Source organism: Magnetofaba australis IT-1 (genome assembly GCF_002109495.1).
Classification (GTDB): Bacteria; Pseudomonadota; Magnetococcia; order Magnetococcales; family Magnetococcaceae; genus Magnetofaba; species Magnetofaba australis.
The window spans coordinates 659,633-685,854 of record NZ_LVJN01000018.1 but is presented as its reverse complement, the minus strand read 5'-3'; the positions used below and the strand labels follow the sequence as shown (position 1 = coordinate 685,854).

27 protein-coding genes are annotated in these 26,222 nt (G+C 62.8%); 21 read left to right on the top strand and 6 right to left on the bottom strand.

Features of this window, described 5'->3' with window-relative positions; genetic code table 11:
- Positions 1 to 22: 22 nt before the first annotated feature.
- The 21 genes from MAIT1_RS09140 (at position 23) to MAIT1_RS09040 (ending at position 19,633) form a co-directional block, all read left to right on the top strand.
- Positions 23 to 1,402, top strand: coding sequence for a cobyrinic acid a,c-diamide synthase CobB (locus MAIT1_RS09140; RefSeq protein ID WP_085441961.1), 1,380 nt, complete (start codon positions 23 to 25; stop codon positions 1,400 to 1,402).
- A 286-nt stretch (positions 1,403 to 1,688) separates the two neighbouring features.
- A complete protein-coding gene (tusD, locus tag MAIT1_RS09135; protein ID WP_085441960.1) occupies positions 1,689 to 2,045 on the top strand; it encodes a sulfurtransferase complex subunit TusD in 357 nt (118 codons plus the stop codon).
- A gap of 20 nt (positions 2,046 to 2,065) precedes the next feature.
- Positions 2,066 to 2,467, top strand: a complete 402-nt coding sequence (locus tag MAIT1_RS09130; protein WP_085441959.1) for a DsrE family protein — start codon at positions 2,066 to 2,068, stop codon at positions 2,465 to 2,467.
- 18 nt (positions 2,468 to 2,485) lie between these two features.
- Positions 2,486 to 2,779, top strand: coding sequence for a sulfurtransferase complex subunit TusB (gene tusB, locus MAIT1_RS09125; protein ID WP_085441958.1), 294 nt, complete (start codon positions 2,486 to 2,488; stop codon positions 2,777 to 2,779).
- A gap of 98 nt (positions 2,780 to 2,877) precedes the next feature.
- On the top strand, positions 2,878 to 3,210 hold the full coding sequence (locus MAIT1_RS21500) for a hypothetical protein (RefSeq protein ID WP_143814746.1): 333 nt from the start codon (positions 2,878 to 2,880) through the stop codon (positions 3,208 to 3,210).
- Positions 3,211 to 3,255: 45 nt separating this feature from the next.
- A complete protein-coding gene (gene dsrO, locus MAIT1_RS09115) occupies positions 3,256 to 3,990 on the top strand; it encodes a sulfate reduction electron transfer complex DsrMKJOP subunit DsrO (protein WP_085441957.1) in 735 nt (244 codons plus the stop codon).
- A gap of 13 nt (positions 3,991 to 4,003) precedes the next feature.
- Positions 4,004 to 5,197 (top strand): NrfD/PsrC family molybdoenzyme membrane anchor subunit, encoded by a 1,194-nt coding sequence (gene nrfD, locus MAIT1_RS09110; protein ID WP_085441956.1) that lies wholly within the window; start codon positions 4,004 to 4,006, stop codon positions 5,195 to 5,197.
- A gap of 197 nt (positions 5,198 to 5,394) precedes the next feature.
- Complete coding sequence (gene gspC, locus MAIT1_RS09105; RefSeq protein ID WP_158089405.1) at positions 5,395 to 6,297, top strand: type II secretion system protein GspC; 903 nt, start codon at positions 5,395 to 5,397, stop codon at positions 6,295 to 6,297.
- 12 nt (positions 6,298 to 6,309) lie between these two features.
- Entirely contained in the window at positions 6,310 to 8,364 is a 2,055-nt protein-coding gene (gspD, locus tag MAIT1_RS09100) for a type II secretion system secretin GspD (RefSeq protein WP_085441954.1), read from the top strand.
- Between the two features lie 14 nt (positions 8,365 to 8,378).
- A complete protein-coding gene (gene gspE, locus MAIT1_RS09095) occupies positions 8,379 to 9,908 on the top strand; it encodes a type II secretion system ATPase GspE (RefSeq protein ID WP_085441953.1) in 1,530 nt (509 codons plus the stop codon).
- A 41-nt stretch (positions 9,909 to 9,949) separates the two neighbouring features.
- Entirely contained in the window at positions 9,950 to 11,194 is a 1,245-nt protein-coding gene (gspF, locus tag MAIT1_RS09090) for a type II secretion system inner membrane protein GspF (RefSeq protein ID WP_085441952.1), read from the top strand.
- Between the two features lie 47 nt (positions 11,195 to 11,241).
- Positions 11,242 to 11,697, top strand: a complete 456-nt coding sequence (gspG, locus tag MAIT1_RS09085; protein ID WP_085441951.1) for a type II secretion system major pseudopilin GspG — start codon at positions 11,242 to 11,244, stop codon at positions 11,695 to 11,697.
- Positions 11,697 to 12,257, top strand: a complete 561-nt coding sequence (gene gspH / locus MAIT1_RS09080; protein WP_085441950.1) for a type II secretion system minor pseudopilin GspH — start codon at positions 11,697 to 11,699, stop codon at positions 12,255 to 12,257. Before gspG ends, gspH begins: the two co-directional genes overlap by 1 nt.
- Positions 12,254 to 12,643 (top strand): type II secretion system minor pseudopilin GspI, encoded by a 390-nt coding sequence (gspI, locus tag MAIT1_RS09075; protein ID WP_143814745.1) that lies wholly within the window; start codon positions 12,254 to 12,256, stop codon positions 12,641 to 12,643. Before gspH ends, gspI begins: the two co-directional genes overlap by 4 nt.
- Positions 12,644 to 12,665: 22 nt before the next feature.
- Positions 12,666 to 13,274, top strand: a complete 609-nt coding sequence (gene gspJ, locus MAIT1_RS09070) for a type II secretion system minor pseudopilin GspJ (RefSeq protein ID WP_158089404.1) — start codon at positions 12,666 to 12,668, stop codon at positions 13,272 to 13,274.
- A 67-nt stretch (positions 13,275 to 13,341) separates the two neighbouring features.
- On the top strand, positions 13,342 to 14,241 hold the full coding sequence (gene gspK / locus MAIT1_RS09065; protein WP_085441947.1) for a type II secretion system minor pseudopilin GspK: 900 nt from the start codon (positions 13,342 to 13,344) through the stop codon (positions 14,239 to 14,241).
- 88 nt (positions 14,242 to 14,329) lie between these two features.
- A complete protein-coding gene (gspL, locus tag MAIT1_RS09060; protein WP_085441946.1) occupies positions 14,330 to 15,568 on the top strand; it encodes a type II secretion system protein GspL in 1,239 nt (412 codons plus the stop codon).
- Positions 15,568 to 16,080 carry a type II secretion system protein GspM gene (gspM, locus tag MAIT1_RS09055; RefSeq protein WP_085441945.1) on the top strand — a complete coding sequence of 171 codons (513 nt, stop codon included), beginning with the start codon at positions 15,568 to 15,570 and terminating at the stop codon, positions 16,078 to 16,080. The genes gspL and gspM overlap by 1 nt, the downstream gene beginning before the upstream one ends.
- On the top strand, positions 16,077 to 16,865 hold the full coding sequence (locus tag MAIT1_RS09050) for a type II secretion system protein N (protein WP_085441944.1): 789 nt from the start codon (positions 16,077 to 16,079) through the stop codon (positions 16,863 to 16,865). Before gspM ends, MAIT1_RS09050 begins: the two co-directional genes overlap by 4 nt.
- A 161-nt stretch (positions 16,866 to 17,026) precedes the next feature.
- Positions 17,027 to 17,521: a metallophosphoesterase gene (locus MAIT1_RS09045; RefSeq protein ID WP_158089403.1), complete on the top strand. Its 495-nt coding sequence runs from the start codon at positions 17,027 to 17,029 to the stop codon at positions 17,519 to 17,521.
- A gap of 3 nt (positions 17,522 to 17,524) precedes the next feature.
- A complete protein-coding gene (locus tag MAIT1_RS09040; protein ID WP_085441942.1) occupies positions 17,525 to 19,633 on the top strand; it encodes a two-component system response regulator in 2,109 nt (702 codons plus the stop codon).
- A gap of 277 nt (positions 19,634 to 19,910) precedes the next feature.
- Here MAIT1_RS09040 and MAIT1_RS09035 read toward each other — a convergent pair whose 3' ends face one another.
- From MAIT1_RS09035 to xseA, 6 genes are all read right to left on the bottom strand, one after another.
- Positions 19,911 to 20,696 (bottom strand): TlyA family RNA methyltransferase, encoded by a 786-nt coding sequence (locus tag MAIT1_RS09035; protein WP_085441941.1) that lies wholly within the window; start codon positions 20,694 to 20,696, stop codon positions 19,911 to 19,913.
- 150 nt (positions 20,697 to 20,846) lie between these two features.
- The gene (gene dxs, locus MAIT1_RS09030; protein WP_085441940.1) at positions 20,847 to 22,718 is read right to left on the bottom strand and encodes a 1-deoxy-D-xylulose-5-phosphate synthase; all 1,872 of its coding nucleotides are present in this window, start codon (positions 22,716 to 22,718) and stop codon (positions 20,847 to 20,849) included.
- An 8-nt stretch (positions 22,719 to 22,726) separates the two neighbouring features.
- Positions 22,727 to 23,617, bottom strand: coding sequence for a polyprenyl synthetase family protein (locus MAIT1_RS09025; protein WP_241893438.1), 891 nt, complete (start codon positions 23,615 to 23,617; stop codon positions 22,727 to 22,729).
- Complete coding sequence (gene xseB, locus MAIT1_RS09020) at positions 23,614 to 23,823, bottom strand: exodeoxyribonuclease VII small subunit (protein WP_085441939.1); 210 nt, start codon at positions 23,821 to 23,823, stop codon at positions 23,614 to 23,616. The genes MAIT1_RS09025 and xseB overlap by 4 nt, the downstream gene beginning before the upstream one ends.
- A gap of 98 nt (positions 23,824 to 23,921) precedes the next feature.
- On the bottom strand, positions 23,922 to 24,800 hold the full coding sequence (locus MAIT1_RS09015) for a M23 family metallopeptidase (RefSeq protein WP_143814744.1): 879 nt from the start codon (positions 24,798 to 24,800) through the stop codon (positions 23,922 to 23,924).
- A gap of 7 nt (positions 24,801 to 24,807) precedes the next feature.
- Positions 24,808 to 26,160 carry an exodeoxyribonuclease VII large subunit gene (gene xseA / locus MAIT1_RS09010; protein ID WP_143814743.1) on the bottom strand — a complete coding sequence of 451 codons (1,353 nt, stop codon included), beginning with the start codon at positions 26,158 to 26,160 and terminating at the stop codon, positions 24,808 to 24,810.
- Between the last annotated feature and the right edge of the window lie 62 nt (positions 26,161 to 26,222).

Here is a 26,222-nt window from a genome sequence, read left to right as displayed (position 1 = left end):
CTAAGAGGGAGTAAGCACTGGCATGACAGCAAAACGCAAAGCGCCCCGTTTTTTCGTCTCCGGCACCCGCAAGAGCGTTGGTAAGACGCTGGTTTCCGTGGGGCTCACCGCCGCCTTTGCGCAACGCGGGGTGGCGGTGCAGCCGTTCAAAAAGGGGCCGGACTATATCGACCCGCGCTGGTTGACCATGGCGGCGGGACGCCCCTGTCGCAATCTGGATGACTACATCATGGGTCGCGATGGGGTGCTGCGCAATTTCCATCGCCACGCCCGTGACGCCGAACTGAGCATCATCGAAGGCAATCTGGGGCTGTTCGACGGGCAGGATCTGGAGGGCTCTGACTGCAGCGCCGCCCTGGCCGACGGTTTGGGCGCGCCGGTGGTGCTGGTGGTGGAGTGCAAGGGGATGGCCCGCGGCGTCGCCCCGCTGGTGTGCGGCCATCTCAACTTCCCTGGCGGCGGGTCTATCCGCGGCATCATCCTCAACAACGTCGCCTCGCCGCGGCAGGAGGCGCGTCTGCGCGCAGCGCTGGACCGCTACTGCCCGGTTCCCATCATCGGCGCGCTGCCGCGCTCGCGCAAGGTCGTCATCGATGAGCGTCATCTGGGGTTGGTGCCCGCCGGTGAACGCGATGGCGTGCGCGAGCAGGTGGAGGCCATGGGCGCATTCCTGGCGGAACATTGCGATCTGGATGCGCTGATGGATCTGGCGCGTCAGGCGCCGAATATTCCCGATGAAGCCGAGCCGGAAGCCGCGCCTGTGACGGGTGAGCGGTTGAAGGTGGCCTACGCCGCTGATCGCGCCTTCAGCTTCTACTATCCAGAGAATTTGGAGGCGTTGGAGCGTGTCGGTGTGGATCTGATCCCTATCAATCTCCTCGATGACGCCGAATTGCCGCCGGTGGACGGGATCTACATTGGCGGCGGCTTCCCCGAGATGTTCATGGAGGAGCTCACCGCCAACCAGGGCATGATGGCGCGCATTCGCGAGGCGGCCCATCACGGCATGCCCATTTACGCGGAGTGCGGCGGCTTGATGTATCTCTCCGAGCGCATCCATTGGGGCGATCGCAGTGTCCCCATGAGCGGCGCATTGCCCATTGAAGTGTCCATGAACGTCAAGCCCCAGGGCTATGGCTACATGGCCATCAAGGGCACCGGCGAGCTGCCGTGGCCGCCCACCGATTGCGCCATTCCCTGCCACGAATTCCACTACTCCAAAGTGACGCGCATGGGCGAGGGCGCGCGCTACGCCTATCGGGTGGCGCGCGGCGCGGGCATCGATGGCGTGCATGACGGCGTCATCTTCCGCAATGTTCTGGCTGGCTACGCCCACATCCATGTGGATGGCGCGCCAGGCTGGGCCGAGTTCCTGGCCGACTTTTGGCGCGGGCACGCCTGACGCCTCGCCTCTTCAACGCGCTGTGCCGGGCGACGTCGCCACGCCATTCCCAACAGGCGTTTGTAATAGCGGCGTGAAACGGGGGGCATTTTCTTCCTACGCGAATATCACTGTTCTGTGATATGCTAATATTTGAATGTGAACACGCGATGGCGCGTGACACCTCGTCACGTCAGTCGTACCATGCGCATTTACGCCAAATTACAGGGTTTTCCAGTTTGTTGGGAGAGTCCTGGCGGCGTCCCATTACCCCCTTCGGCAAGTCACTTAGGAGGAAGGTCGAGCGATGAAACTCGCGGTATTGATTCACGAAGGACCCTATAACCACGAGGCGTCCGACAGCGCCTACAACTTCATCAATGCGGCCATCGAGAAGGGGCACGAAATTCGTGGCATCTTCTTCTATCACGATGGCGTGTACAACGTGACCAAGTTGATGGAGCCGCCCCAGGATGATCGTCACATCGCCAACCGCTGGTCGGAGTTGGGCGCCAAAGGCATTGACATCGTGGTGTGCATTGCCGCCGCCAAACGCCGCGGCATCGTCGACGACGTGCTGGTGGACAACGTCCGCATCTCCGGATTGGGGCAGTTGACCATGATGGCCATCGAAGCTGACCGCATGGTCACCTTCGGCGACTAATCGAGATCAGGGAGAGCGACATGTCCGACGACATCAAAAAAATCATGTTCACCGTGCGCAACGCGCCGCACGGCAGCATCTACGTTTATGAAGGCCTGGAAGTGAAACTGATCATGGCCGCCTATGACGCCGACATCTCCGTGGTGTTCATGGACGACGGCGTGTATGCGCTGCAACAGGGTCAGAACACTACCGAGCTGGGCATCAAAGGCTTTGAAGCCACCTATGGCGTGCTGGTCGATTATGAAATCGATAAGGTCTACGTGGACAAAAAGTCCATGGAAGATCGCGGCATGACCGTCGAAGATCTGGTGGTGATCGGTGAAGATGAAGACACCGAAGAGCCCATCAAGCCCACGGTCATCGACGCCGACGAAATCGGCAAGATGATGGCTGAACAGCACAACATCCTGCCTTTCTGATCGAAGGAGAGAGACATCATGTTGCATACGGTGAATAAATCCCCCTTTCAGAATGGCTCGCTGGAGAGTTGCCTGCGTTTCTCCAACGAAGGCGATACGATCCTGCTGCTTGAAGACGGCGTGTTCGCCGCCAAGCCCAACACCAGCAAGTCCGATATGGTGAGTGAGGCGCTCAAGAGCCGTAAGATCTATGCTCTGTCTGCGGACCTGAAAGCCCGCGGCGTGGCCAGCGTCATCGATGGCGTTGAGATCACCGATTACGCCGGTTTCGTGGATCTGGTGGCGGAGAACGCCACCCACGCCTGGCTGTAATAAGCAAGCGCTTTGCGGCAAGCGTGCGCTGTGCTGCAAGTTTGTGTTTCCCCGGCCCATCCGGGCCGGGGAAATTTGCTGTGTTGAGGAGATTGGCCGTGGTCAGGTTACCAGCCCTGATGTTGATTCTGGCTCTGTGCGTCGGTCTGTTTGGCGTGCAAGCCTTCGCTGACGTGCACAGCGACAGTGTGAAGCTCGAGACGCCCAAAGGCGATGCCTGCATCCGCGACACCGCGTGGATGAAGCGCAATCATATGAACTTGCTGATGCACAAGCGCGTGGAGACCGTGCGCGAAGGCGTGCGCATGCCCAGCGAAAGCCTGCTGCAGTGCCAGCAGTGCCATGAGCATCGCGCGCAGTTCTGTGATAAGTGTCACGCCTATGTGGCGGTGAAGCCCAACTGCTTCTCCTGTCACGTCTACCCTGAATAACCGCCTTCTCGGGCTCCATTCCATCTTCCCAAGGGGACGCGTTTCATGACCATGGACAGAAGAACGGCTTTGGGCGTCGGCGGCGCTGTGGCCGCCGGAACCCTGCTGGCGCCGGGCATCCATCTGATTGCCGCGCCCCAGCGCACGGAGGCCAAGGCCGGACGACGCTGGGCGATGCTGATCGATGTCACCAAGTGCACCGAAGAGTGCACCGGTTGCTCCGACGCTTGCGCCAAAGAGAACAATATCCCGCAAATTGAGGATAAGGATCGTCAGATCCAATATATCCGCAAGCTCAAGATCGAGGACAAAGCGGGTAAGAAACCGCCTATCAGTCTGCCGGTCCTGTGCAACCATTGCGAACACCCGCCCTGCGAGCATGTTTGCCCCACCAGCGCCACTTTTATCCGTAAGGATGGGTTGGTGCTGGTCGATAAGCACCGCTGCATCGGCTGCCGCTACTGCATGATCGCCTGCCCCTACAAGGCGCGTTCGCTGGTGTATCAAGAGAACGAGACCCCGGTGGCTGAGCTCAATGGCGAGACCCCCATCCGCGCCGCCGGCGTGGTGGAGAAGTGCAGCTTCTGCGTGCACCTCATCGATAAAGGCGAGTTGCCTGCCTGTGTGCAGAGCTGTAATCAGTCCCACGGCGGGGCCATGATGTTTGGCGATCTCAACGATCCCAATTCCGAAATCGCCAAGAAGGTGGCTGAAGTCAAGAGCCTGACCTTGCGCGCGGACTTGGGGCTGAAGCCTCACGTCCACTATCAGGGCCTGTAAGGGGAGGGCGACGATGATCAGTAAGTTTACCGCTATCCAAGGCGAATCCTTCGATTACTGGAAGATCGTCGGCCTGTTCGGCGCCCTGTTTGTTCTGGGGTTGCTGGCGTTTGGCTACATTGAGATTCAGGGTCACCACGTCACCGGCATGAACCAGAAGGTGGTGTGGGGTCTGCCGCATGTATTCGCCATCTCCTTGCTGGTGATGGCCTCCGGCGCGCTCAACCTGGCCTCCATGGCCACCGTGTTCGGCGCCGAGCCCTACAAACAGTTCCGTCGCTTCTCCGCCTTCCTGGCCATCGCGCTGCTGGTGGGTGGGCTGCTGGTGTTGATCGCCGACTTGGGGCGCCCGGATCGTGGTCTGCTGACCATGATTCACATGAACTTTCGCTCCATGTTCACCTGGAACGTGTTCCTCTACTCCGGCTTCGTGGTGCTCTGCTTCCTCTACCTGTGGTCCATGATGGAGCATGAGAAGTATGTGAAGATCACCGGTTCGGCGGCGTTCCCCGGGCGCGTGATCCTCACCACCGGCACCGGCTCCATCTTCGGCGTGATCCACGCTCGTGAGGTGTTCCACTCGGCCATCACCGGTCCCACGTTTATCGCGGTGTCGCTGTCGTCGGGCACGGCCATCTGCTTCCTGCTGCTGGCCTCCACCTTCAAGGCCACCGGTCGCGAGTTCCATCCCAAGCTCATCAGCGGCATGCGCAACATGCTGATCTTCTTCACCCTGGCGGTGTTCTATCTGATCGTGGTGGAGAAGTTCACCAAGAGCTATAGTCCCGCCTTTTACGATGTGGAGAAGTGGGTCCTGACGGGTCAATGGGCGTGGCTGTTCTGGGGCGGCATTGTGCTGGCCGGTATCGTTGCGCCGCTGGCGATCCTGACGCACAAAACCTGGGGCAACAGCCTCAATGGCGTGATGTTGGCGTCGGGTCTGGCCATCATTGGCGAGGTCTCCTTCATCGCCCATGTGTTGCTGGCCGGTCAGACCTATCCGTTCAATCCGTTCCCTGGCTATGTGGTCTCCAGCAGCTTCCAGGATGGCGCTTTCGGTCACTATGTCCCCAGTCTCTCTGAATTCATGTTGGGCATGGGCGGTGTTGGCGTGGCGGGCCTGATCTACCTGCTGGGCATCAAATTCTTCCGTCTGCTGCCGAAAAAGGCCGAGGCTCCCGAGCACTGGGCGCCGTGGAACCCGTGATCCGCTGGCGGAAATCGCTGTGATGATCTTGCGTTGAGAAAAGCCCCCGTTTGGGGGCTTTTCTGTTTTGGCGCATACAAAGTTGCGGATTTTGCGGCCTGCGTCGACTGGCAATCGCTGGGTAAGTGTGCAATAGTGACGGGCTGGATAAGTGAATGGCGCGCACTGGGCGCGAAGGCATTGTATTGGGAGCTGGCATGGCCGCCACGATCGCCGACATCCTGAGTCGATGGCCCCAAGAGCGGTTAACCCGCGTTGTGGCTGCGATCAATATTGTGCTGATCCTGCTGTTGGCGCGACAGCTTGCGCATGTGACGTGGCGCGTGATTCCCGACCCGGATCTGCAAAGCGTGCAGGGGACGGCGCCAACGCCCGGGGCTGCGCGGGTGTTCAATAGCGCGTCGTTGGATCTGGGGCGCCGCATCGCCGCACTGCATCTGTTTGGGCAAGATATGACTGCAATGGCGCAGCAAGCGCCTGTCAATGCGCCGGAAACGCGTCTGAATCTGAAGCTGCTGGGGGTGGTGTTCTCGCCGGTGGGCAACAACAGTCTGGCCCTGATTGCCTCACCCTCACAAGGCGAGCGCAACTATCGGCTGGATGATAATCTGCCTGGCGGCGCACGGATTCACGCCATCCATGAAGATCGCGTCATTCTGGCGCGCAACAACGCCTTTGAAACGCTCAAGCTGCCGGAAAAAGATCTCACCATGGGCGGCGGCGTGGCGCGTTCGGATGTGGGCCGCGCGGGCCCCGGCATTGTCACCGAAGAGGACAGGCTGCGCGCCGAAGAGCTCAAGGCGCTGCGCGCGCAACTGCTCTCGCGGCCCGAGAAATTCCTTGAATTGATGAGCATTGACCCGGCCTACGATGACAACGGCTTTGCCGGTTTCCGTATCGGTCCGGGCAAGGATCCGGCGCTGCTTAAGCGGTTTGGGTTGAATCAAGGCGACGTTGTGACCAACCTCAACGGCGTCGATCTGAGCGATCCGCTCAAAGGCATGCAGGCGCTCTCAGCCATGGCCAAGGCGGATGCGCTGACAATCAAGATCCAACGGGACGGCAATTTGCTGGACTACCAATTTCCCATTGCAAAATGAGTTGAATGACGCATGGCGCGCCTGAACTTTTCCCTTTCTGTCGTCACGGTCCTGCTGATCGCGATTCTCTTTGCGCCGCTTTCGGATGCGCGCGCGCAAGGGTTTACCCTCAACTTGAAGGGCGCCGATCTCAAAACGCTGGTTGAGACGGTCTCCATCGCCACCGGGCGCAACTTTATCCTGGACCCCAAGGTGCAGGGCAAAGTCACCGTAGTCTCCGCCAAGTCCATGACTCCGGAAGAGCTGTACCAGGTCTTCCTGTCGATCCTCGAGGTGCATGGCTACATCGCCATCCCCAGCGGCGGCGCCACCAAGATCGTCCCCGATGACAAGCTCAAACTGGCGGGCGACGCCTCCGGCAAAATCCACGGCTCTGATGAGATCGTGGTGCAAATCTTTGAACTGCAACACGTGGAAGCGGGCAAGATGATGGGCGTGCTGCGCCCCATGGTGTCGCCCAAGGGCCACTTGGCCATCTATCAGCCCACCAACATGCTGGTGGTGGCCGACTACGGCGCCAATGTGAGCCGTCTGGCGCGCATTCTGGGCCGCGTGGATCAACCGGCCTCGGGCGAAGTGGAGGTGATTGCGCTGCAACACGCCTCCGCCATCGACCTGGTGCGGGTGATCAACGAGATGGAGAAGAGCGCAGGCAATTCGCCCCAGGCGGGCAATCTGGTGGCCGATGAGCGCACCAACAGCGTGCTGATCTCCGGCAGTCAGGGCTCGCGGGTGCGACTGCGCGCATTGATTACTCACCTGGATACGCCGGTGGATTTGATCGGCAATACCCAGGTGGTCTATCTGCGCTACGCCAAAGCCAAAAACATGGTCACGGTGCTCAGCAGCATCGGCGAGAACTATGTGGCCAAGGCCAAAGCAGCCAAGGAGAATGCGGCCCAAACCTCCTCCAGCACCGTCAATGTGCAGGCTTATGACGAGGCCAATGCGCTGGTGATCACCGCGCCGCCCGATCTGCTGCGCACCATGGAGACGGTGATTCGCAAGCTCGACGTGCGCCGCGCCCAGGTGCTGGTGGAGGCGATCATCGCCGAGATGTCCGCCGACAAGGCCGCTGAGTTTGGCGTGCAGTGGCGCACCATTCCCTCCGATGGCGGCTTGGTGGCTGGCACCAACTTTGACCGCACCAGTCAGGGCATCAACACGCTCTCATCCTCGACTTCCGGCATACCCAATCTGCTCTCGTTGGGCAGCGGTTTGAGTCTGGGCTTCATGAGCGGCACACAGACGCTGCTGGGCAACGAGTTTGTCTCTCTGGGCTCGCTGTTGCGGGTGCTCAAGGGCGATGTGGCCACCAATATTCTGCAAACCCCGACCCTGGTGACCCTGGACAATCAGGAAGCCGAGATCGTGGTGGCGGAGACGGTGCCGTTTGTCACCGGCAGCTTTACTCAGGCCACCAACAGCGCCACCAACCCGTTCCAGACCATCCAACGGGAGGATGTGGGTCTGACCTTGAAGGTGACGCCGCAGATTAACGAAGGCGACACCATCCGTTTGGACATCTACCAGGAGCTCTCCGAGGTCAAGGAGACCCCCACCGTGGGCGCCGATGGCGTGGTCACCAACACCCGCTCCATCAAGACTTCGGTGATGGTGGACAACGGCAAGGTGCTGGTGCTGGGCGGCCTGATCCGCGACCGCACCGAGAAGACCAACGATCAGGTGCCGGTGCTCTCGGAGATCCCGGTGCTGGGCAGTCTGTTCAAGTATGAGCAGAGCACCGATAACAAGATCAATCTGATGGTGTTTCTGCGTCCGGCGATCCTGCGCAATGCGGCCGATAATATGACCCTGACGCGCAACAAGTACCAATATATGCGCCATCAGCAGTTGCAGCAGAAGCCCGCCAAGGGCGCGCTCTATCTGGGTCGGGGGCCGGTGACCCTGCCGCGCATGGAGTATGTGCTGAATCAATATCGCACTGGCTTCAATCAGGACCCGGCGCACACGCCCATGGCGACTCAGCCGCCAGCAGGCGGCGGCTTGGCCGCGCCTCCCGCCGCCGAGCTGCAGATGCCTGATGAGCGTGACTACGACAACTGAGCTGTGATTCCGCCATGACCGCCACCACCCCGCACACTCCCGCCGCCGCCGCGCCCGATACCTGGTTGACGCGCGGCGATATGCGCCTGCCGTTCTCCTTTGCGCAACGTCATGGCGTACTCATCGGCGGTCGTGACGAAGGCGCGGTGCGCGTGCTGTGTCGCGCCAACGCCGGGCTGGAAGCCATCGCCGAAATGCGCCGCTATGTGGCCGCGCCCATCGCCCTGGAGTGGTTGACCAGCGACGCCTTCGACGCCGCGCTGCGCCGTCTGTATGAAGAGGGGGCCGGGCAGGCGATGCAGGACATGCAGGATATCGAGAGCGACCTCGATCTCTCCACCGTGGCGCAGGAGTTGGCCGAACCCAAGGACCTGGTGGAGAGCGCCGACGACGCCCCCATCATCCGTCTGCTCAACGCCCTGGTGACCGAGGCGGTGAAGAAGAACGCCTCGGATATTCACATGGAGCCGTATGAGGATCGGCTGGTGGTGCGCTATCGTGTGGATGGCGTGCTGCGGGTGGTGCTGGAGCCGAAGAAGGCGCTGGCGCCGCTCATCGTCTCCCGCGTGAAGGTGATGGCGCGTCTGGATATTGCCGAAAAGCGTCTGCCCCAGGATGGTCGGATCTCCCTACGCATCGCCGGGCGCCCGGTGGATGTGCGCGTCTCCACCATCCCCACCGGTCACGGCGAACGGGTGGTGATGCGTCTGCTCGACAAGCAGGCTGGCCGTCTGGACCTGGAGCAGCTGGGCATGGCGGGGGATATCCAGGAGGCGATGGATGGGGCGATTCACAAACCCAACGGCATCATCCTGGTGTGCGGTCCCACCGGTTCCGGTAAAACCACCACCCTGTATGCGGTGCTCAAACGTCTGAACGACCACAGCCGCAACATCATGACGGTGGAAGATCCCATCGAATACAATCTCGAAGGGGTCAGTCAAACCCACGTCAACACCAAGGTGGATATGACCTTCGCCCGCGGCCTGCGCGCGATTCTGCGTCAGGACCCCGACGTGGTGATGGTCGGTGAGATGCGTGACCTGGAGACTGCGCGCACCGCCGTGCAGGCCTCGCTCACCGGTCACATGGTGCTCTCCACCCTGCACACCAACAGCGCCATCGGCGCGGTGACCCGTTTGCGTGATATGGGCGTTGAGGGGTATCTGCTCTCCTCCAGTTTGGTGGCGGTGTTGGCGCAACGGCTGGTGCGGGTGTTGTGTGAGTCGTGCAAGCGCCCCCGCGAAATCACCCCGTTCGATCGCGTCACCTTCGGCGTTGGCGACAACGACCCGCTGACTCTGTATGAGCATGTGGGGTGTGATGATTGTGGCGGAACCGGTTTCCAGGGGCGGCGCGGGGTCTACGAACTGGTGGTGGTGGACGAAACGCTGCGGGACATGATCCATCGTGGCGCGGGCGAACAGGAGTTGGGCGCGCAGTCCAAGGATCAGTTCCGCACTTTGCGCGCCGATGGCTTGCGTCTGGCCTTGGAGGGGGTGACCACCCTCGAAGAGGTGTTGCGCGTTTCCCGCGAGGATTGAGTGTATGACGCGCAAACCCAGCGAGTATAAAGGCGGGCGTCGTGGGCGCGTTTGAGTACAGCGCCATCGACGGCGGCGGACGCACCCGCAAAGGGGTGTTGCAGGGCGATGGCCCCGGCGCCGTGCGCGCGGCGCTGCGCGAACAGGGCTTGATGCCGCTGACGGTGGAGCCGGTGCGCGAGAAGGGCGTGCGCGCGGCGGCGCCAGGCGACGAAGGCGCGGCGCGTCCGGCGCGCAGCCTCGGCGGCGGCGGCGTGAAAATCGCCGAACTGTCTCTGGCCACGCGGCAGTTGGCGACCTTGATGCGCGCCGGTCAGCCGGTGGCGGACGCCCTCAAAACCGTCACCCAGCAGACCGAAAACAAGCGCTTGAAGCGCCTTCTTCCCGCCGTGCGCGCGCGGGTGGAGGAGGGCCGCTCCCTGGCCGACGCGCTGGCGGAGTTCCCGCAGACCTTCAACGATCTGTATCGCGAAACCGTGGCTGCCGGTGAGGCCACCGGTCAGTTGGATACGGTGTTCGAACGCTTGGCCGACTATCTGGAGAAGGGCGCCAAGCTCAAACAGACCATGATCATGGCGATGATCTATCCGTCGCTGGTGCTGGTGTTCGCCATTGCCGTCTCCACCGCTTTGCTGGCTTATGTGGTGCCTGAGGTGGTGTCGGTGTTTGCCGATTTTGATCAGGAGTTGCCCGCCATCACCCAGGTGGTGATCGCGCTCAGCGACTTCCTGCGGGAGAATGGCGCGGTGTTGGCCGCCGCGGTGGCGGGCGCAGTGATTGTGCTGCGACTGATGATGCGGCGTCCGGCGTTTCGACGGCGTTGGCATGCGCTGTTGTTGCGCCTGCCGGTGGCGGGACGTCTGGCGCGCAGCATGAATACGGCGCAGTTCGCGCGCACGTTTGGCATTCTGGTGGCCAGCGGCGTGCCAGCCCTGGAGGGATTGCGGGTGGCGGCGCGGGTGATCGCCAATCTGCCCATGCGCAGCGCGGTGCAGGAGGCGGCGCGCAAAGTGCGCGAGGGCGGCAGTCTCTATCAGAGTTTGGATGAGAGCCGCATGTTTACGCCGTTGGTGATCCATCTGATCGCCAGCGGCGAGGCCAGTGGTCGCCTCGATGAGATGCTGGATCGCGCCGCCAGCGCCCAGGAGAACGAAGTGGAGACCCTGGCGCAGACGCTCACCTCGCTGCTCGAGCCGCTGATGATCCTGTTCATGGGCGGCTTGGTGCTCTCCATCGTAGTGGCGATTCTGTTGCCGATTTTCGATCTCAACCAACTGGTGCAGTAGCCAAGTCCCGTTGTGGACTTGCGTGGATGATGAGAAAGCGAGACGTTATGCCGAATACGATCCAGACCGCCGACGCCAAGCGCGCCCAGGCGGGTTTTACCCTGATTGAGATTATGGTGGTGGTGGTGATTCTGGCGGTGTTGGCCACATTGGTGGTGCCGCGCATCATGGACCGCCCCGATGAGGCGCGCATCGCCAAGGCCAAACAGGATATGCGCGCCATTGAGGCATCGCTCAATCTCTACAAGCTGGACAATTTCGTCTATCCCACCACCGATCAAGGTCTGGAGGCGTTGATCGCCAAGCCCGCCACTGATCCGATTCCGCCCAACTGGAAAGAGGGCGGCTATCTGGCGCGTATGCCCAAGGATCCGTGGGGGCGCGCCTATCTCTATCTGAGCCCCGGCGAGCACGGCGTGTTTGATCTGCTTACCCTGGGTTCCGATGGCCGCAAGGATGGCGAAGGCGCGGCGGCGGATATCGGTAACTGGCAACTGGAGTGATGACGGGTCAACGGCACCCAGCGTCGTTTGGCGGTTGCGCCCGGCATGCGCGCGAGGCTGGGTTTACCCTGGTCGAAGTGCTGGTGGTGGTGTTCATCATGGCGCTGATGGTGAGCATGGCGGCGCTGTCGGTGAACACGGCGGGCGACGATCGCGTGATGGAGGAGGAGGCCAAGCGCTTTACCGCGCTGATGCGGCTGGCCACGCAGGAGGCGATCACCCGCTCGGAGGACTACGGCGTACGCTTTGTGACCACGGGTTTTGATTTTGTGCGCTTTGATGAGGAGAAGCGCGTGTGGACGCCGGTGACCGATGGCGAGACCTTTCGTCCGCGGCAGTTGCCGCCGGGGATTCAACAGGAGCTGAGCGTCGAGGGGCTCACGGTGGAGCTGGCGCTGGACTATGAGACCCAGGAGCGCAAAATCCGCCCTCACGTGCTGCTCTTTTCCAGCGGCGAGATCACCCCGTTCGAGTTGGCGCTCAAGGGGCCCAATGCGGTGCGCTACGAAATGACAGGCAGTCTGATTGGCGAGATCAAATGGGATCGGCGCCGGTTATGAGGCCGCGAGGCGGGCGCGCACAGGGGGGCTTTACCCTGATTGAGGTGCTGGTGGCGCTGGCGGTGCTGGCCATCGCCATGGGCGCGACCATGAAGGCTGCCTCGGTGTTTGCGCAGAACGCCGCGCACATGCGTGAGCGCACTCTTGCCCATTGGGTGGCGATGAATCAGGCGGCGGAGCATCAGGCGCGACGCGAGTGGCTGGCGCCAGGTCGCTACAACGGCAAAGAGGAGATGGGCGGGCGCGTGTGGTACTGGACCATTGAGGTGAGCGGCACGCCCATTAACGCCATTCGGCGCATGGATATCGCCGTGCGCCGGGTGGAGGATCGCAAAGCTACGCCGGTGGCGACGTTGGAGGCCTATCTTGCGCGCCGCACCAGTTAAACGCTGCGCCCGAGGGCGCGTTGTGGCCGCGCGGCAGGGCGGTTTTACCCTCATCGAACTGTTGGTGGCGCTGGCGGTGTTTGCCGTAATGTCCACCATGGCCTATAGCGGCTTGGCGCAGCTACTCAATGTGCGCTCGGTGATGGAGTCCCAAGCCGAGGAGATGGCGCGTCTGCAGATGGCGATGTCGGTGATTGAGCGCGACCTGGAGCAGGCGGCGCCCTATCCCTCCCGGGGTGTGGTGGGAGAACCGGCGCGTCCGGCGCTGATGGGCGAGGATGGGGTCGAGAACTTCCTGGAGTTGACGCGCAATGGGCGACGCAACCCACTTGGCGCCCGGCGCAGTTCGCTGCAACGCATCGCCTACGCCTTCATCGATGGCAAGCTGCAGCGGGCGGTGTGGCCGGGGCCGGACCAGCCGCCGGAGATCGCGCCCTATTTGAGCGAGCTACTCACAGGCGTGGAGGAGGTGGAGGTGCGCTTTCTCGATCAGCGGCGTCAGTGGCGCGCCAACTGGCCGCAGGGTGGTGTGGCGATGACCAATGCGCCCATGCCCGAAGCGGTGGAGATCGTGGTGCAGATGCCCGGGTGGGGGCGCATACGCCGCGTGTTTGCGTTGAATCTGGGGTAGCGGCGTGGGGCGATCTGGCGCATATGTTGGGCGCAGCCCGGTTCAGCGGCGTTGCGCTCAGTCGGGGGTGGCGCTGCTGACTGCGCTGCTGATTGTGGCGCTGGCGGGCGTGGCGGCCACCGCCATGGCCAGCGCGCTGCGACTGCGCGGCCACGCCATGGCCAATATGATCCACCGCGAGCAGGCCTATCAGATTGTGCTGGGCGGCGAAGCGTGGGCGCGGGATATCCTGTTGCAGAGCCAGCAGGAGAACGGCTACGACGCCCTCACCGAAGAGTGGGCGGGACGGGTGCCGCCGATGCCGGTGCGCGGCGGCTCGGTGGGCGGTTTTCTGGAGGATATGCAGGGGCGCTTCAATCTGAATAATCTGGTGCACGAAGAGGCCCAGAGTCCGGTGAGCGTGGGGCGCTTTCAGCGTCTGTTGGATATCCTGGGGTTGGACCCGAATCTGGCCAACGCCATCGCCGATTGGATCGACCCCGATGACATCTATGGCGGCCCAGGCGGGGCGGAGAATGATCTCTACGCCGGCGTGTCCCCAGGGGTGCGCACAGCGGGCAAACCGCTGGTCAGCGTCACCGAATTGATGCAGGTTCACGGCGTGACGCAGGAGGTGTATCAGACGCTGGCGCCCTTTGTGGCGGCTCTGCCGGTGCGCACAGGCATCAATGTGAACACCGCCAAGCCGGAGGTTTTGATGAGTCTGGCCGATGGCGTGACTCGCGCCGACGCCCAGGTCATCATCGATCAGCGCAAATTGGAGCCGTTTGAGAAGCCGGAGGATTTTCTCTATCTACCGGTGCTCAATCAGTACGATATCGATACGTCGGGCATTGAAGTGTTCAGCAATTTTTATCTGCTCAACGCCGACGCCCAGGTCGGGCGCGGTCGCGTGCGACTGTTCAGTCTGATTGAACGCACCGGCAAGGGTGTGATTGTGCGCATGCGCGGCCAAGGGGTGATCTAGGCGCCGAAGGCGCTGGCGTGAGACGGTGAGTCGGCCTTTTTGGCTGTTGACGCAGTGAGTTGGGATAGACGGGATAAAGAGACGCACCATGGCGGAAACATTTGTCATTCGCTTCGACGACGCGGACCCGGATCTGCTGCACTGGCGCAGCGGCGCCCAAGGGGCCAGCGGCTCCTGCGCCGAGGCGGCGCAGGCGTTGGGCGGCGCGCGTCCGGTGTGGGCGTTGTCGGCGTTTGATGCGACGCTGCTGTGGGGACGGTTTCCCAAAACCAGCCGTCGCAATCTCGAAAAGGCGGTCCCGTTCCACTTTGAAGATCGTCTGGCTGCGCCGGTGGAGCAGCTCCATTTCGCCTTGGCCGCCGCGCCCGACGCCGAACAGGCGTGGGCGGTGGGGGTGATCCTGGCGGAGAGTCTGAGCGCGGGCCTCGGCAAATTGCGCAGCGCCGGGGTGAGTCCGCGCGCGGCGGTGAGTGAACTGCAACTGCTGGCGCCGCAAGAGGGGGCGTGGCGCGTTGTGCTGGATGAGACGCGGGCGCTGGCGCGCTTCTCCGATCGCCAGGCGGTGGCGGTGGACCCAGCCAATCTGCCTGCGTTGTTGATGCTGGGGGAAAAAGGCGTCGATGCGCAGCCACAGAGCGTAGAGATTCTCGATTGCCGCCACCTGAGCGGTCACGGCGAGAGCGATGCGCTGCGTAGTGAGGTTGAAGCGGCGTTGACCAGTTGGAGCGCCCCGCCAACGCTGCATTGGCGCAGCAGCGACGAGTCATTGCTGGCCAATCTGACGCAGTCGTGTCCACTGAGCTTTGATCTGAATTTTCTGCAAGGGCCGTTCTCTACGCGCAAATCGGTATCGTTTGCGGCGTGGCGTCCGCTCAAGTTGACGGCGGCGTTGGCGGCGGGTTGGTTGGCGCTGTTGGCGGCGCAGGCGTTGTGGGATGGCTGGAAGCTGCAGGGCGAGGCGGAGCGGCTGGCGCAGCAGAGCGAGCGGATTTTCCAGCAGACCTTCCCCAATTCTCGACTGGTGGACGCCAAGGTGCAGATGTCCCAGGGGCTCAATGCGTTGCGCGCCGGGGGCAAGCAGAGCGATGACGATCTGTTGGGGATTTTGGGACAGGTGGGCGCGGTGACCGCCGAAGCGCGGGGCGTGCGGCTGTCTCGCGTGCGCCTGGAGGGCAAGAGTCTGAATCTCTACTTGACTGCGCGCGCAGTGGCGGATGTGGACGCCTTGCGTGGTCGTTTGGCGGCCAGCACCGGGCGTGAGACCAAGGTGGTGACCGCATCGCAGAGTCAAGGGCAGGTGGTCGCGCAATTGAGGGTGGCGCCGTGATGAATCGTTTCATGGAACTGCTGATGGCGGCGCTGGACCGTCTCAACGATCGCGAGCGCAAACTGGTGCTGGGCGGCGGCGGCGCGTTGATCGTGCTGCTTCTGGTGTTTGGCGTTTGGCTGCCCATCAGCGATCACGTGAGCGCGCAGCAGCGGGAAGTGTCGTTGCAGCGACAGGACCTGGCGTGGATGCGCCAAGCCGCCGAAGAGGTGGGACGTCTGCGCGCCCAGGGCGCCACTGCCAAAGGCGCCCAGGCGGCGCCGGGCGAGTCGTTGATGAGCTTGGCCGACCGCAGCGCGCGGGAGCAGGGATTGGGCGGCGCCATTCGTCGTATTGAGCCCGCCGAGAAGGGCGTGTCGGTGCGCTTGGAAGGGGTCGGCTTTGACCGCATGATGCAGTGGTTGGGGCATGTGCGCGAGCAGTTCGGGGTGATGGTGACCCGCGCCGATGTGGAGCGCGCCAATGATCAAGGCGGGGTCAACGCCCGGCTGGTGCTGGAGTGGCGCTCATGAGTCGGTTTGGCGGTTTGCATCGCGGCTACCTGATTCTGGGGCTGGCGGCGTATCTGGCGTTTGTGCTGATCAACGCCCCGGCGGCGCATCTGTACGCCTGGAGCAAGGACGCCCTGCAGGGGATGGTGCAGCTTGAAGGGGTGAGCGGAACCATTTGGGACGGCCATGTGGACCGGCTGGCGGCCCAAGGCGTGAGCGTTGATAACCTCAATTGGCGGCTGCTGCCGGGCGCGCTTCTCAGCGGCGAAGCAGCGGCGCGCGTGCGCATGGATGGCGGCGACGCCGGTTTGCAAGTCAGCGCCCATGTGAGCTGGAGCGGCGGTGAGTCGGTGCAGCTCAAAGAGGTGTCGGTGCGGGGGCCGCTGGAGCAACTGCAACGTTATGCCCCGGCCATGCCGCCGGGCTATCGCGGCAATGTGACGTTGGACCTGGATTGGCTCACCCTGGACAATGGGCGCATCGCCAGCATGCAGGGGCGTGGACGCATCGCCAATTTGTACGCAGGCGTGCCCCTCAACGCGCCGCTGGGTGACTTCAGCGCCAATCTGGAGGCCATATCCGGCGGCTTGCGCGTCAAGTTGGCGAGTCTGCCCGGCGCGGCGGTGGAACTGGAAGCGACGCTGAACCTTTCCACCGGCGGCGGCTATCGTCTGCGCGGCGTGATTCAGGCGGCGCAAAAAGCCGCGCCGCAACTTAAGCGCAACATTGGTTATTTGGGCAAAAGCGGTCCAGGTGGGCGCACCCCAATGAACTTCTCCGGAGTTGTTCCCGGCGCGCCCTGGTAACGCGTAACGTCAGGCGTTGGCCCAAGCGGCGTAAAGAGTTCCAGACGGAATCAACTTGGCGCCCTGCGCCGCCCCATGTATAGTGCACCAGATGTTTTGCAGCGTCTGAGCGCCCGCCAAAATCGTCACAGTTGTCCCGCTAACTTCTGGAGCCAAATGTTGTGAAACTGGGGTTGATCTCCGATACCCACGATCATGTTGAACATGTGCGCCAAGCGGTCGATCTGTTCCAGCAACGCGGGGTGGACCTGACAATCCACTGCGGCGATATCTCCAGCCCTTTCATCATTCGGGCCCTGCGTGGTTTGCCGGTGGCGGGGGTGTTGGGCAACAACGATGGCGAAAAGTATGGTCTGGCGCGCGCGTATGCCGATATCGGTGGGCGTTTTGGGGGCGATTTCATGACTTTGGATCTAACCGAGCCAGATAAGCGCGCCGCCGTTTACCACGGCACCGTCCCCGCTATTACCCGCGCGTTGGGACTGAGCGGCGAGTATGATCTGGTGATCACCGGACACACCCATCACCCCGTCAATGAGCTGATCGGAACCACCCGTATGCTCAATCCCGGCAGTTGCCACGGTTATGGCAAACGCGCCACGGTGATGATCTTCGATACCTGCCAGGATCACGCAGACGTGATCGAGTTGACCTGATCCATGAGCGCATCCGAAACCCAAGCAAGCGTGAATCTGGCGCGCCTGAGTCGCGCGCCGCTGATCATGGTGGCCGACGATGATCCGGTCACTCAGGTGATGTTGTCGCGCTTTTTGGAGAAGCAGGGCTGGCGCGCCATGACCGTCAATGATGGTGAATCAGCGGTCTCGGCGTTCGATGATGAGATCCCCGATATGGTGCTGATGGACGCCAAAATGCCGCAAATGGACGGCTTTGAGGCGTGTCGTCGCATCAAGCAGCGGCCCGATGCGCGGCAGACGCCGGTGTTGATGATCACCGGCCTCAACGACGACCAGTCGGTGGATCGCGCCTATGAGGCCGGGGCGGTTGACTTCATCACCAAGCCGATTCGCTGGGCGATTCTGCGCAACCGCATGAACTACCTCCTCAAGATGATTGAGGCCGAGCGGCAGCTGCACCTGACCGCCAGCGTGTTCGACAACACCAGCGAAGGCATCGTGGTGACCGACGCCAAAGGCGTGGTGGAATTGGTCAATCCCGCCTTTGAGCGCATCACCGGTTATCGACTGGAGGAGGCGGTGGGCCACAACATCAGCCTACTGCAATCGGGACGACACGATGAGAACTTCTATGCGCGCATGTGGGGCGCGCTGCTGGAAGAGGGCAAGTGGGCCGGTGAGATCTGGAACCGTCGCAAAAATGGCGAGATCTACCCCGAGTGGGCCAATATCACCGCCATCAAGTCGCCCAATGAGAAGATCAACCAATATGTGGCGGTGTTCTCCGATCTGACCACCATCAAGGAGTCGGAGGAGAACCTGCTTTACATCGCCGGGCACGACGCCCTGACCGATCTGCCTAACCGTTTGTTGTTCCAGGAGCGACTGGCCCAGGGCATGCGCGACGCCAGCGAGCATAAGCGCCTGCTGGCGGTGCTGGTGATCGACCTGGACCGCTTCAAAGTGATCAACGAGACCTTGGGGCATGATGTCGGCGACAATCTGCTGGCGGCGGTCTCCGAGCGCCTGCGCGACATCATGCCGCCGTTGGCGACCCTGGCGCGTCTGGGCGGCGACGAGTTTGGCGTCATCGCCCCGCAGATGCGCGATAGCGGCGAGGCGGCCAAACTCTCCCACGATATCCTCAATGTGCTGTCGCGCGCGGTGATTGTGGGCGAGATGGAGCTCTATATCGGCGGCAGCATCGGCATCACCGTGGCGCCCATCGACGGCGATGATCCGCAGCAGTTGATGAAGAACGCCGAAGCGGCCATGTATCACGCCAAACAGAGCGGTCGCAACAACTTCCAGTTCTATCGCCAGGAGCTCAACACCGCATCGGTCAGCCGCATGGTGCTGGAGGCGGGGCTGCGCAATGCGGTGGATCGGCAGGAGTTTCTGCTGCACTATCAGCCGCAGATGTGTTTGAAGCGCGATAAGCTCATCGGCGTGGAGGCGCTGGTGCGCTGGATGCACCCGGAGCGCGGCATGGTCTCGCCGGGCGAGTTCATTCCTTTGGCCGAAGAGACCGGCCTGGTGGTGCCCATGGGCCAGTGGGCGCTGGTGACTGCGTGCAATCAGGCGGTGGCGTGGCGCAATGCGGGTTTTCCGCCCATTCGCGTGGCGGTGAACCTGTCAGGGATTCAGTTCAAGCTGCCGGACTTCGTTGACATGGTCACCCGGGTGGTGCGCATGACCGGCATCGAACCGGCCTGTCTGGAGCTGGAGTTGACCGAATCCATCGCCATGGGCGACGTGGAGGAGACCTTGGCAAAGCTCAAAACCCTGGCGGATCTGGGCGTGAAACTGGCCATCGACGATTTCGGCACCGGTTTCTCTTCCCTGAGTTACCTGAAGCGTTTCCCCATTCACACGCTGAAGATCGACCAATCCTTCGTGCGCCCCTGCACTGAGAACAGCGAAGAGGCGGCCATTGTACGCTCCTTCGTGGGTTTGGCCCACAGCCTCAACCTGTCGGTGATCGCCGAAGGGGTGGAGACCGAGGCCCAGCGTGAGTTCCTGCGCGGCGAAGCGTGTGACGAAATTCAGGGCTATTTCTACAGCCGTCCGCTCTCATCGGACGCCCTCACCGACTTCCTGCGCGCCGAGCGTGACGCCGACAAGAACTGAGCACCCTATATACTCAGTCAAATTCAGAATTGAACTTGAGCGATTTTGGCGATGAAAGATATCGAGGGCTTTGCCCTCGAGCTCCCAACGACCAAACCGTGATTCGGGCCATCCATGACCCTCACCCTGCGGGCTCGCTGCGCGAGTCCGATTTGACAATCCTGCCAAATCGTGGGGCGCCGCCCTAGATTACACACCTTTGGCCGCTGGGGTCGCGGACCCCAGACCCCGCCGCCGACCAGTCGGCGGCCAATAGACAGCGCAAGATTACCCTACGTCACGCAAACATTGATCGTTCTGTGCCGTTTTCATTTTCAAAATGGCAGAGCTGCTCCTGATTGCCTTTCGGCCCGGTGATGGGCGAGGGGCTGACGCCCAGCACCCGCAGTCTCGCCTGCGTCGTCATCCACTCGGTGACGTCCTGCACGCAGCGGTCTATCTCCGCCGTATCCCGCACCACGCCGCCGCCCGCATCCACAATCGCTTTGGACGCCTCGAACTGGGGTTTGATCAGCACCACGCCGTGGCCGCCGGGTTTGAGCAGCGCCAGGGCCGCAGGTAGGATCACCCGCAATGGGATGAAACTGGCGTCGCACACCAGGAGATCAATGGGGTCAGGGATTTGGCGGGCGTCCAACTCCCGGGCGTTGCAGCGCTCCAGATTGACCACGCGGGGATCCTGAACCAGCTTCCACGCCAACTGCCCATAGCCCACGTCCACGGCATAGACGCGCCGCGCGCCGCGTTGCAGCAGCACGTCGGTAAAGCCGCCGGTGGAGGCGCCCAGATCGATGGCGGTCAGGTTGGCGGGGTCGATGGCGAAGTGGTCCAGGGCATGGGCCAGTTTGACCCCGCCGCGTGAAACCCAGGGGTGGGAGGCGACGCCTTTGACGCGCAGCGCGGCGTCGGCGCGGATCAGTTGGCCGGGTTTGACCACAGGTCGGTCATCTACCAGCGCCTTGCCGGTCATGATGAAGCTCTGCGCCTGCTTGAGATCTTCGGCCAGACCGGCGGCCAGCAGGAGTTCGTCAAAACGGCGTTTGGGTGGTTTGGCGAGCGGCATAGCGTAACTGCAAATCAGAATAGAACGCGCAGAGCGGCGGCTGCGCGAAAAGCCAATGAACGATGAGCAAAGGCGGCGGCGTCAGTCGCTGGGATTGTCACAGGCCTTGATAAGCGCGCCACTCTACGAAAAAGGGAGCGCGAGAGCTGCTTAAGCGCGCAAGGCGCGCATGGCTGCGGCGATGCCCTCGGCGTCCAATCCCAGTTCGGCGCGCAGCTCCTTCTGACTGCCCTGGGGAATGAAGCGATCGGGGATGCCCAAGCTGCGGAAACGCACGCCGCCCGCCAGCAGGCCCTCTTCGCTCAGCTTCTCCAGCACCGCCGAGCCAAAGCCGCCCATCACCGCGTTCTCTTCGACGGTGAGAATGGTCCCGGTTTTGGCGGCGGCGCGCACCATGGCAGCGTCCAACGGTTTGATGAAGCGGGCGTCATACACCGCACAGTTAATCCCCTCATCAGCCAACGTATTGGCCGCCGCCAGCGCCGCATGGGCGTGCTCGCCCACCGCCAGAATGGCGGCGTCAGCGCCGTCGCGCAACTGCCGCGCAGAGCCTACGGGGATCGGCGTCATGGGCTCCAGTTCCAGCCCCAGGGCATTGCCGCGCGGATAGCGGATTACCGCTGGTTTGCCCAGTTTGGCCGCCGTGGCCAGCATGCGCCGCAGTTCATTTTCGTCCGAAGGCGCCATAATGGTGGTGTTAGGGATGGCGCGCAGGAACGATAGATCATAAGCGCCCGCGTGGGTGGGGCCGTCGGCGCCCACCAGCCCGGCGCGGTCCAGAGCGAAGATCACTGGCAGGTTCTGCAACGCCACATCATGCACAAACTGGTCATAGGCGCGCTGGAAGAAGGTGGAGTAGATGGCGCACACGGGAATCTCGCCTTCGGCGGCCATACCGCCAGCGAAGGTCACCGCATGCTGCTCGGCGATGCCGACGTCGTGGAACCGCTCCGGGAAGCGCTTCTGGAACGCCGAGAGGCCGGTGCCCTCCATCATGGCGGCGGTGATGGCGACGATCTTGGGATTGCTGGCGGCCAGTTCGATGAGGCCGTCGGAGAAGACTTTGGTGTAGGAGGGCGGGCCGCCCGCGCTCTTCTGCATCACCCCGGTGTCGGGGTCAAACGGCGACACCCCGTGATAGGTGCAGGGGTTGTCTTCGGCCGGGGCAAAACCTTTGCCCTTGTGGGTGACCACATGCAGCAGGATCGGTCGCGTCAGGCGTTTGATGTTGCGCAGGGTGGGCAGCAACTGCTGATAGTCGTGACCGTCGATGGGGCCGAAGTAGGTGAAGCCCAGCTCTTCAAACAGAGTGCCGGGGATCAGCATCCCCTTCATGTGCTCTTCGGCGCGGCGGGCGGCGTCCAGCAAGGTGGGCGAGAGCCGCTCCAGCACGGTGCCCGCGCCGGTTTTGATCTGATTATAGGCGTCGCCGGAGAGGATTTTGGACAGATAGGAGGAGAGCGCGCCAACGTTGGGCGAGATCGACATCTCGTTGTCGTTGAGCACCACCACCAGATCGTTGCGGCGATCGTGTCCGGCGTTGTTGAGGGCTTCGAAGGCCATGCCAGCGGTCATGGCGCCGTCGCCGATGACAGCGATGGCCTTGTTGCCGCTCTTCTGCTTGCGCGCCGCCGCCGCCATGCCCAGCGCCGCTGAGATGGAGGTGGAGGAGTGTCCGGCGCCGAACGGATCGTAAATGCTCTCGGAGCGTTTGGTGAAGCCGGAGACGCCATCCTTCTGGCGCAGGGTGTGGAGCTGATCGCGCCGCCCGGTGAGGGCTTTGTGCGGATAGCACTGATGGCCCACGTCCCACACCAATCGGTCATCGGGGGTGTTGAAGATGTAGTGCAGGGCGATGGTCAGATCCACCACGCCCAGGCCCGCGCCCAGGTGGCCGCCGGTTTTGGAGACGGTCTGAATGATGAACTGGCGCAACTCGTCGGCCAGTTTGGGCAGATCCGATTCCGGCAATTTGCGCAGATCGGTGGGTGAGTCGATGCTCTGTAGCAGCGAGGTGGGCATAATGGGTCTCAATGGGTCCGGCTGATGATGTAGCGCGCCAACTCGCGCAGCGGCTCGGCGTCACCCGGCAGGTCGTGCAGACATTTGATCGCTTCGTCGATATGGCGTTGGGCCTCCTGGCGCGCCTGCGCCAGCCCCATGAGTTTGGGGTAGGTGGCCTTGTTGTGTTCGCGGTCGGCGCCGACGTTCTTGCCCATCTCCAGACTGTCGCCCACCTCATCGAGGATGTCGTCGGTGATCTGGAAGGCCAAGCCTATGCGCTCGCCGTAGCGTTTCAGTTGTTGCGCCTGCTCTGGAGTGCCTCCGCCCAGCAGGGCGCCGCCCAAACAGGCGATGTAGATCAGCGCGCCGGTCTTGTGGATATGGATGTTCTGCAGACCAGGGAGATCCAGCTCCTGACCCTCGGCTTCCATATCCAACATTTGACCGCCCACCATGCCATGGACCCCGGCGGCGGCGGAGAGTTTCTCGATAATCGCCAATTGTTGCTCAGCGCGCACCTCTTCCACTGGGCGGGCCGCCAGCTCGAAGGCCAGGGTGAGCAGGGCGTCGCCAGCCAAAATGGCGGTGGCTTCGTCATACTGTTTGTGGCAGGTGGGGTGTCCGCGACGCAGATCATCGTCATCCATGGCGGGCAGGTCGTCGTGAATGAGCGAATAGGTGTGGATGCACTCCAGCGCAGCGGCGAAGTTCATGGCGCGCTCCAAGGGCGCGCCCACCGCTTCACACGCGGCCAGAGCGAGGATCGGACGCAGACGCTTGCCGCCGATGAGCAGGCTGTAGCGCATGGCGCCGTTCAGACGCGCAGGCAGACGGTCGGCGGCGGGGACCAGGCGGTCCAGCGCCTCTTCCACCAACGCTTTGCGGGATTTGAGATAGGCGTGGAAATCAAATGTCACGAGGCGCTCTCCTCAGCGGAGTCGCCCAACAGCTTGTCGATGCGTTTCTCCGCCGAATCCAGGCGCTTTTGACACTGTTTGGCCAGCCGCACGCCCTCCTCAAACGCGGCCAACCCCTCTTCCAGGGGCAGCTCGCCGCGCTCAAGCTCAAGCACGAGCTCTTCCAAACGTTCCAGGGACTCTTCAAATGCCGGGGCGCTCTTCATACTCTGTTTCCCAACGGGTTTTGCGAACCCTTATGGATAACAGACCCGCGCGACCGGATCAATGTCACGCGGGCGCGTTGCGGCAAGAAAGCGGGTGATCAGGGGGTGACGCTGTCGCGAATTCCCGGCAGCAGCAGGGGGTCGACGCGGGCGTGGCGGACCATGACGCCCCAATGCAGATGGGGGCCGGTGGCGCGTCCGGTCATGCCGATCTCGCCAATTTGCTCCCCAGCGCCGACCCACTGGCCCGGTTTGACCAGAATCTTGTTCATATGCGAGTAGAGCGAGGTGACGCCGTGGCCGTGGTGCACCACCACGGTGTTGCCGGTAAAGAAGTAGTCATCGCCCGCCAGTTTGACCTCGCCGGGGGCGATGGAGACGATGGGCGTACCCTGGGGCGCGGCGATGTCGACGCCGTTATGGGGGCGGCGCGGCTTGCCGTTGAGCACCCGGCGCGAGCCGAAAATGCCGGAGAAACGGCCGGTGACCGGCATCTGGAAGCCCAGCAGAAAGCCCGGGCGTCCGCCGCGACTATTGTAGGTCTGCTTGATGGCGCGGGTTTCGATGGTGGCGCGTTTGAGGTCGGCGGGGTTGAGCTCCACCTTCTTCTTGGGCAGGCCGTCGATGCGCTCGGTCTTGTAGTCGCGCTTGGGCACGCTCAGGCGTTCACGCAGGGTCTCCACCTGGCCGTCGGGGCGCTGAATGTTAACTTTGAGAGTCACCGGGCCGGGTTTGGTCTCCATATCCAGGGCGAGGATGGCGGCGCCTTCGGCGGTGAAGGGGAAGCTTTTGCCCGCCAGGGTTCCACTGAGCTTGGAGCCATCGGGGTAGCCTTCGACTTGTAATAGCACCGCCGAGCCGGGGATGAGTTCGCCGGAGAGGATCATCTCAGCGGCGCGGGCGGAGAAGGGAGTGAGAAGCAGATTCAGCGCCGCAATACACAGCAGCGCGGGCAACAGACGGATAGGGCGCAACACGGTCAACCTACTTTCGCTTGATGCGCGTCACCGTGGCCTCAACGGAGCCTTGGGCGAGGGTGACGGCGATGGTCTCGTCACGGTTCAGATGTTCGGTGGAGCGTAGGATTTCGCCTTGGGCGTTGCGCGCAATGGCGTAGCCGCGCTCCAGAACCGCCAGTGGCGAGAGGGCATGCAAACGCGCTTCCAAAGCCGCCAGTTTGGCGCGTTTGTTTTGCAGGTCGCGCACAACCGCTTGTCCCAGTTGACGTTGAGACTGGTTCAGTTGGCGGGAGGCGCGCGCCAAAGTGGGGCCGCCCGCCCAGGCGTTTAATCGTTTGACGCTCTGCTCGACGCGGGTTTGACGCTGGGCGCGCAGTCGGTTGAAGGCGTCGGCCAGGCGTTCATTCATCTCGTCGGCGCGCATGCGGGCCAGGTCGATGCGGCGTTTTGGGTGTTGCAGCCGCTGCGCCAGGGCGGCGGTGAGCTGGCGTTGGCGGCGAATCCGATCGCTGGCGGCCTTCTGCAGCAGGGCGAGCAGACCATCGATGCGCGCCCGCAGTTCGCGCTTCTCCGGCATCACTCGTTCCGCCGCCGCCGAGGGGGTGGCGGCGCGCAGGTCGGCGGCCATGTCGGCCAGGGTGACGTCCACCTCATGGCCCACCGCGCTCACGATCGGGGTGCGGCAGGCGGCGATGGCGCGCACCACCCGTTCGCTGTTGAAGCAGGCCAGATCCTCCGCCGAGCCGCCGCCGCGTCCGCAGATGATCACATCGCACAGACCGCTGGCGTCCAGGCGCGTCAGAGCGGCGGCGATGGACTCCGGCGCGCCGACGCCCTGCACCAGCGCCGGGGCGAGGATCAGGTGAAAACCCGCGAAGCGCGTCTCCAGCACCTGGATGATGTCATGAATCGCCGCGCCGCTCTGAGAGGTGACCACGCCGATGGTCTCGGGGAGATAGGGCAGCGGCTGCTTGCGGGATTCGTCGAACAGCCCTTCGGCTTCCAATTTGGCGTGCAGCGCCAGCAGGCGTTCGCGTTCGCCGCCCGCGCCTTCGGGCTGGATCGCCTCAACGATGAACTGATACTCGCCGCGGGGCGGATAGGCGTCGATGCGGCCGGTGGCCACTACGGCGTCGCCCTGGCGCGGTTGGAAGGTCATGCGCGCCTTGGTGGAGCGCCATACCACCGCGCGGATGGTGGAGAATTCGTCGATGAGGGAGAAGTAGAGGTGGCCCGACGACGGCGCGCTGAGTTTGGAGATCTCGCCGCGCAGCTTGACATAGGGGTAGCGTTCGGCCAACAGATCGCGAATCTGCTCGTTGAGTTGGGAAACCGAGAGTATGCGGTTCCAGCCGCTGTCATCTTGTTCTATCATCATGGGTTGGATGATGCCGCCATAGGCTGGGATTGGCAAGCTGTGGCGCAAGACGGCGAGGGTGA

Bases quoted from the DNA above. Each gene is read 5' to 3' on its own strand.
- MAIT1_RS09140 (WP_085441961.1), top strand. From the start codon at position 23: ATGACAGCAAAACGCAAAGCGCCCCGTTTTTTCGTCTCCGGCACCCGC.
- tusD (WP_085441960.1), top strand. From the start codon at position 1,689: ATGAAACTCGCGGTATTGATTCACGAAGGACCCTATAACCACGAGGCG.
- MAIT1_RS09130 (WP_085441959.1), top strand. From the start codon at position 2,066: ATGTCCGACGACATCAAAAAAATCATGTTCACCGTGCGCAACGCGCCG.
- tusB (WP_085441958.1), top strand. From the start codon at position 2,486: ATGTTGCATACGGTGAATAAATCCCCCTTTCAGAATGGCTCGCTGGAG.
- dsrO (WP_085441957.1), top strand. From the start codon at position 3,256: ATGACCATGGACAGAAGAACGGCTTTGGGCGTCGGCGGCGCTGTGGCC.
- nrfD (WP_085441956.1), top strand. From the start codon at position 4,004: ATGATCAGTAAGTTTACCGCTATCCAAGGCGAATCCTTCGATTACTGG.
- gspC (WP_158089405.1), top strand. From the start codon at position 5,395: ATGGCCGCCACGATCGCCGACATCCTGAGTCGATGGCCCCAAGAGCGG.
- gspD (WP_085441954.1), top strand. From the start codon at position 6,310: ATGGCGCGCCTGAACTTTTCCCTTTCTGTCGTCACGGTCCTGCTGATC.
- gspE (WP_085441953.1), top strand. From the start codon at position 8,379: ATGACCGCCACCACCCCGCACACTCCCGCCGCCGCCGCGCCCGATACC.
- gspG (WP_085441951.1), top strand. From the start codon at position 11,242: ATGCCGAATACGATCCAGACCGCCGACGCCAAGCGCGCCCAGGCGGGT.
- gspH (WP_085441950.1), top strand. From the start codon at position 11,697: ATGACGGGTCAACGGCACCCAGCGTCGTTTGGCGGTTGCGCCCGGCAT.
- gspI (WP_143814745.1), top strand. From the start codon at position 12,254: ATGAGGCCGCGAGGCGGGCGCGCACAGGGGGGCTTTACCCTGATTGAG.
- gspL (WP_085441946.1), top strand. From the start codon at position 14,330: ATGGCGGAAACATTTGTCATTCGCTTCGACGACGCGGACCCGGATCTG.
- gspM (WP_085441945.1), top strand. From the start codon at position 15,568: ATGAATCGTTTCATGGAACTGCTGATGGCGGCGCTGGACCGTCTCAAC.
- MAIT1_RS09050 (WP_085441944.1), top strand. From the start codon at position 16,077: ATGAGTCGGTTTGGCGGTTTGCATCGCGGCTACCTGATTCTGGGGCTG.
- MAIT1_RS09040 (WP_085441942.1), top strand. From the start codon at position 17,525: ATGAGCGCATCCGAAACCCAAGCAAGCGTGAATCTGGCGCGCCTGAGT.
- MAIT1_RS09035 (WP_085441941.1), bottom strand. From the start codon at position 20,696: ATGCCGCTCGCCAAACCACCCAAACGCCGTTTTGACGAACTCCTGCTG.
- dxs (WP_085441940.1), bottom strand. From the start codon at position 22,718: ATGCCCACCTCGCTGCTACAGAGCATCGACTCACCCACCGATCTGCGC.
- xseB (WP_085441939.1), bottom strand. From the start codon at position 23,823: ATGAAGAGCGCCCCGGCATTTGAAGAGTCCCTGGAACGTTTGGAAGAG.
- xseA (WP_143814743.1), bottom strand. From the start codon at position 26,160: ATGATGATAGAACAAGATGACAGCGGCTGGAACCGCATACTCTCGGTT.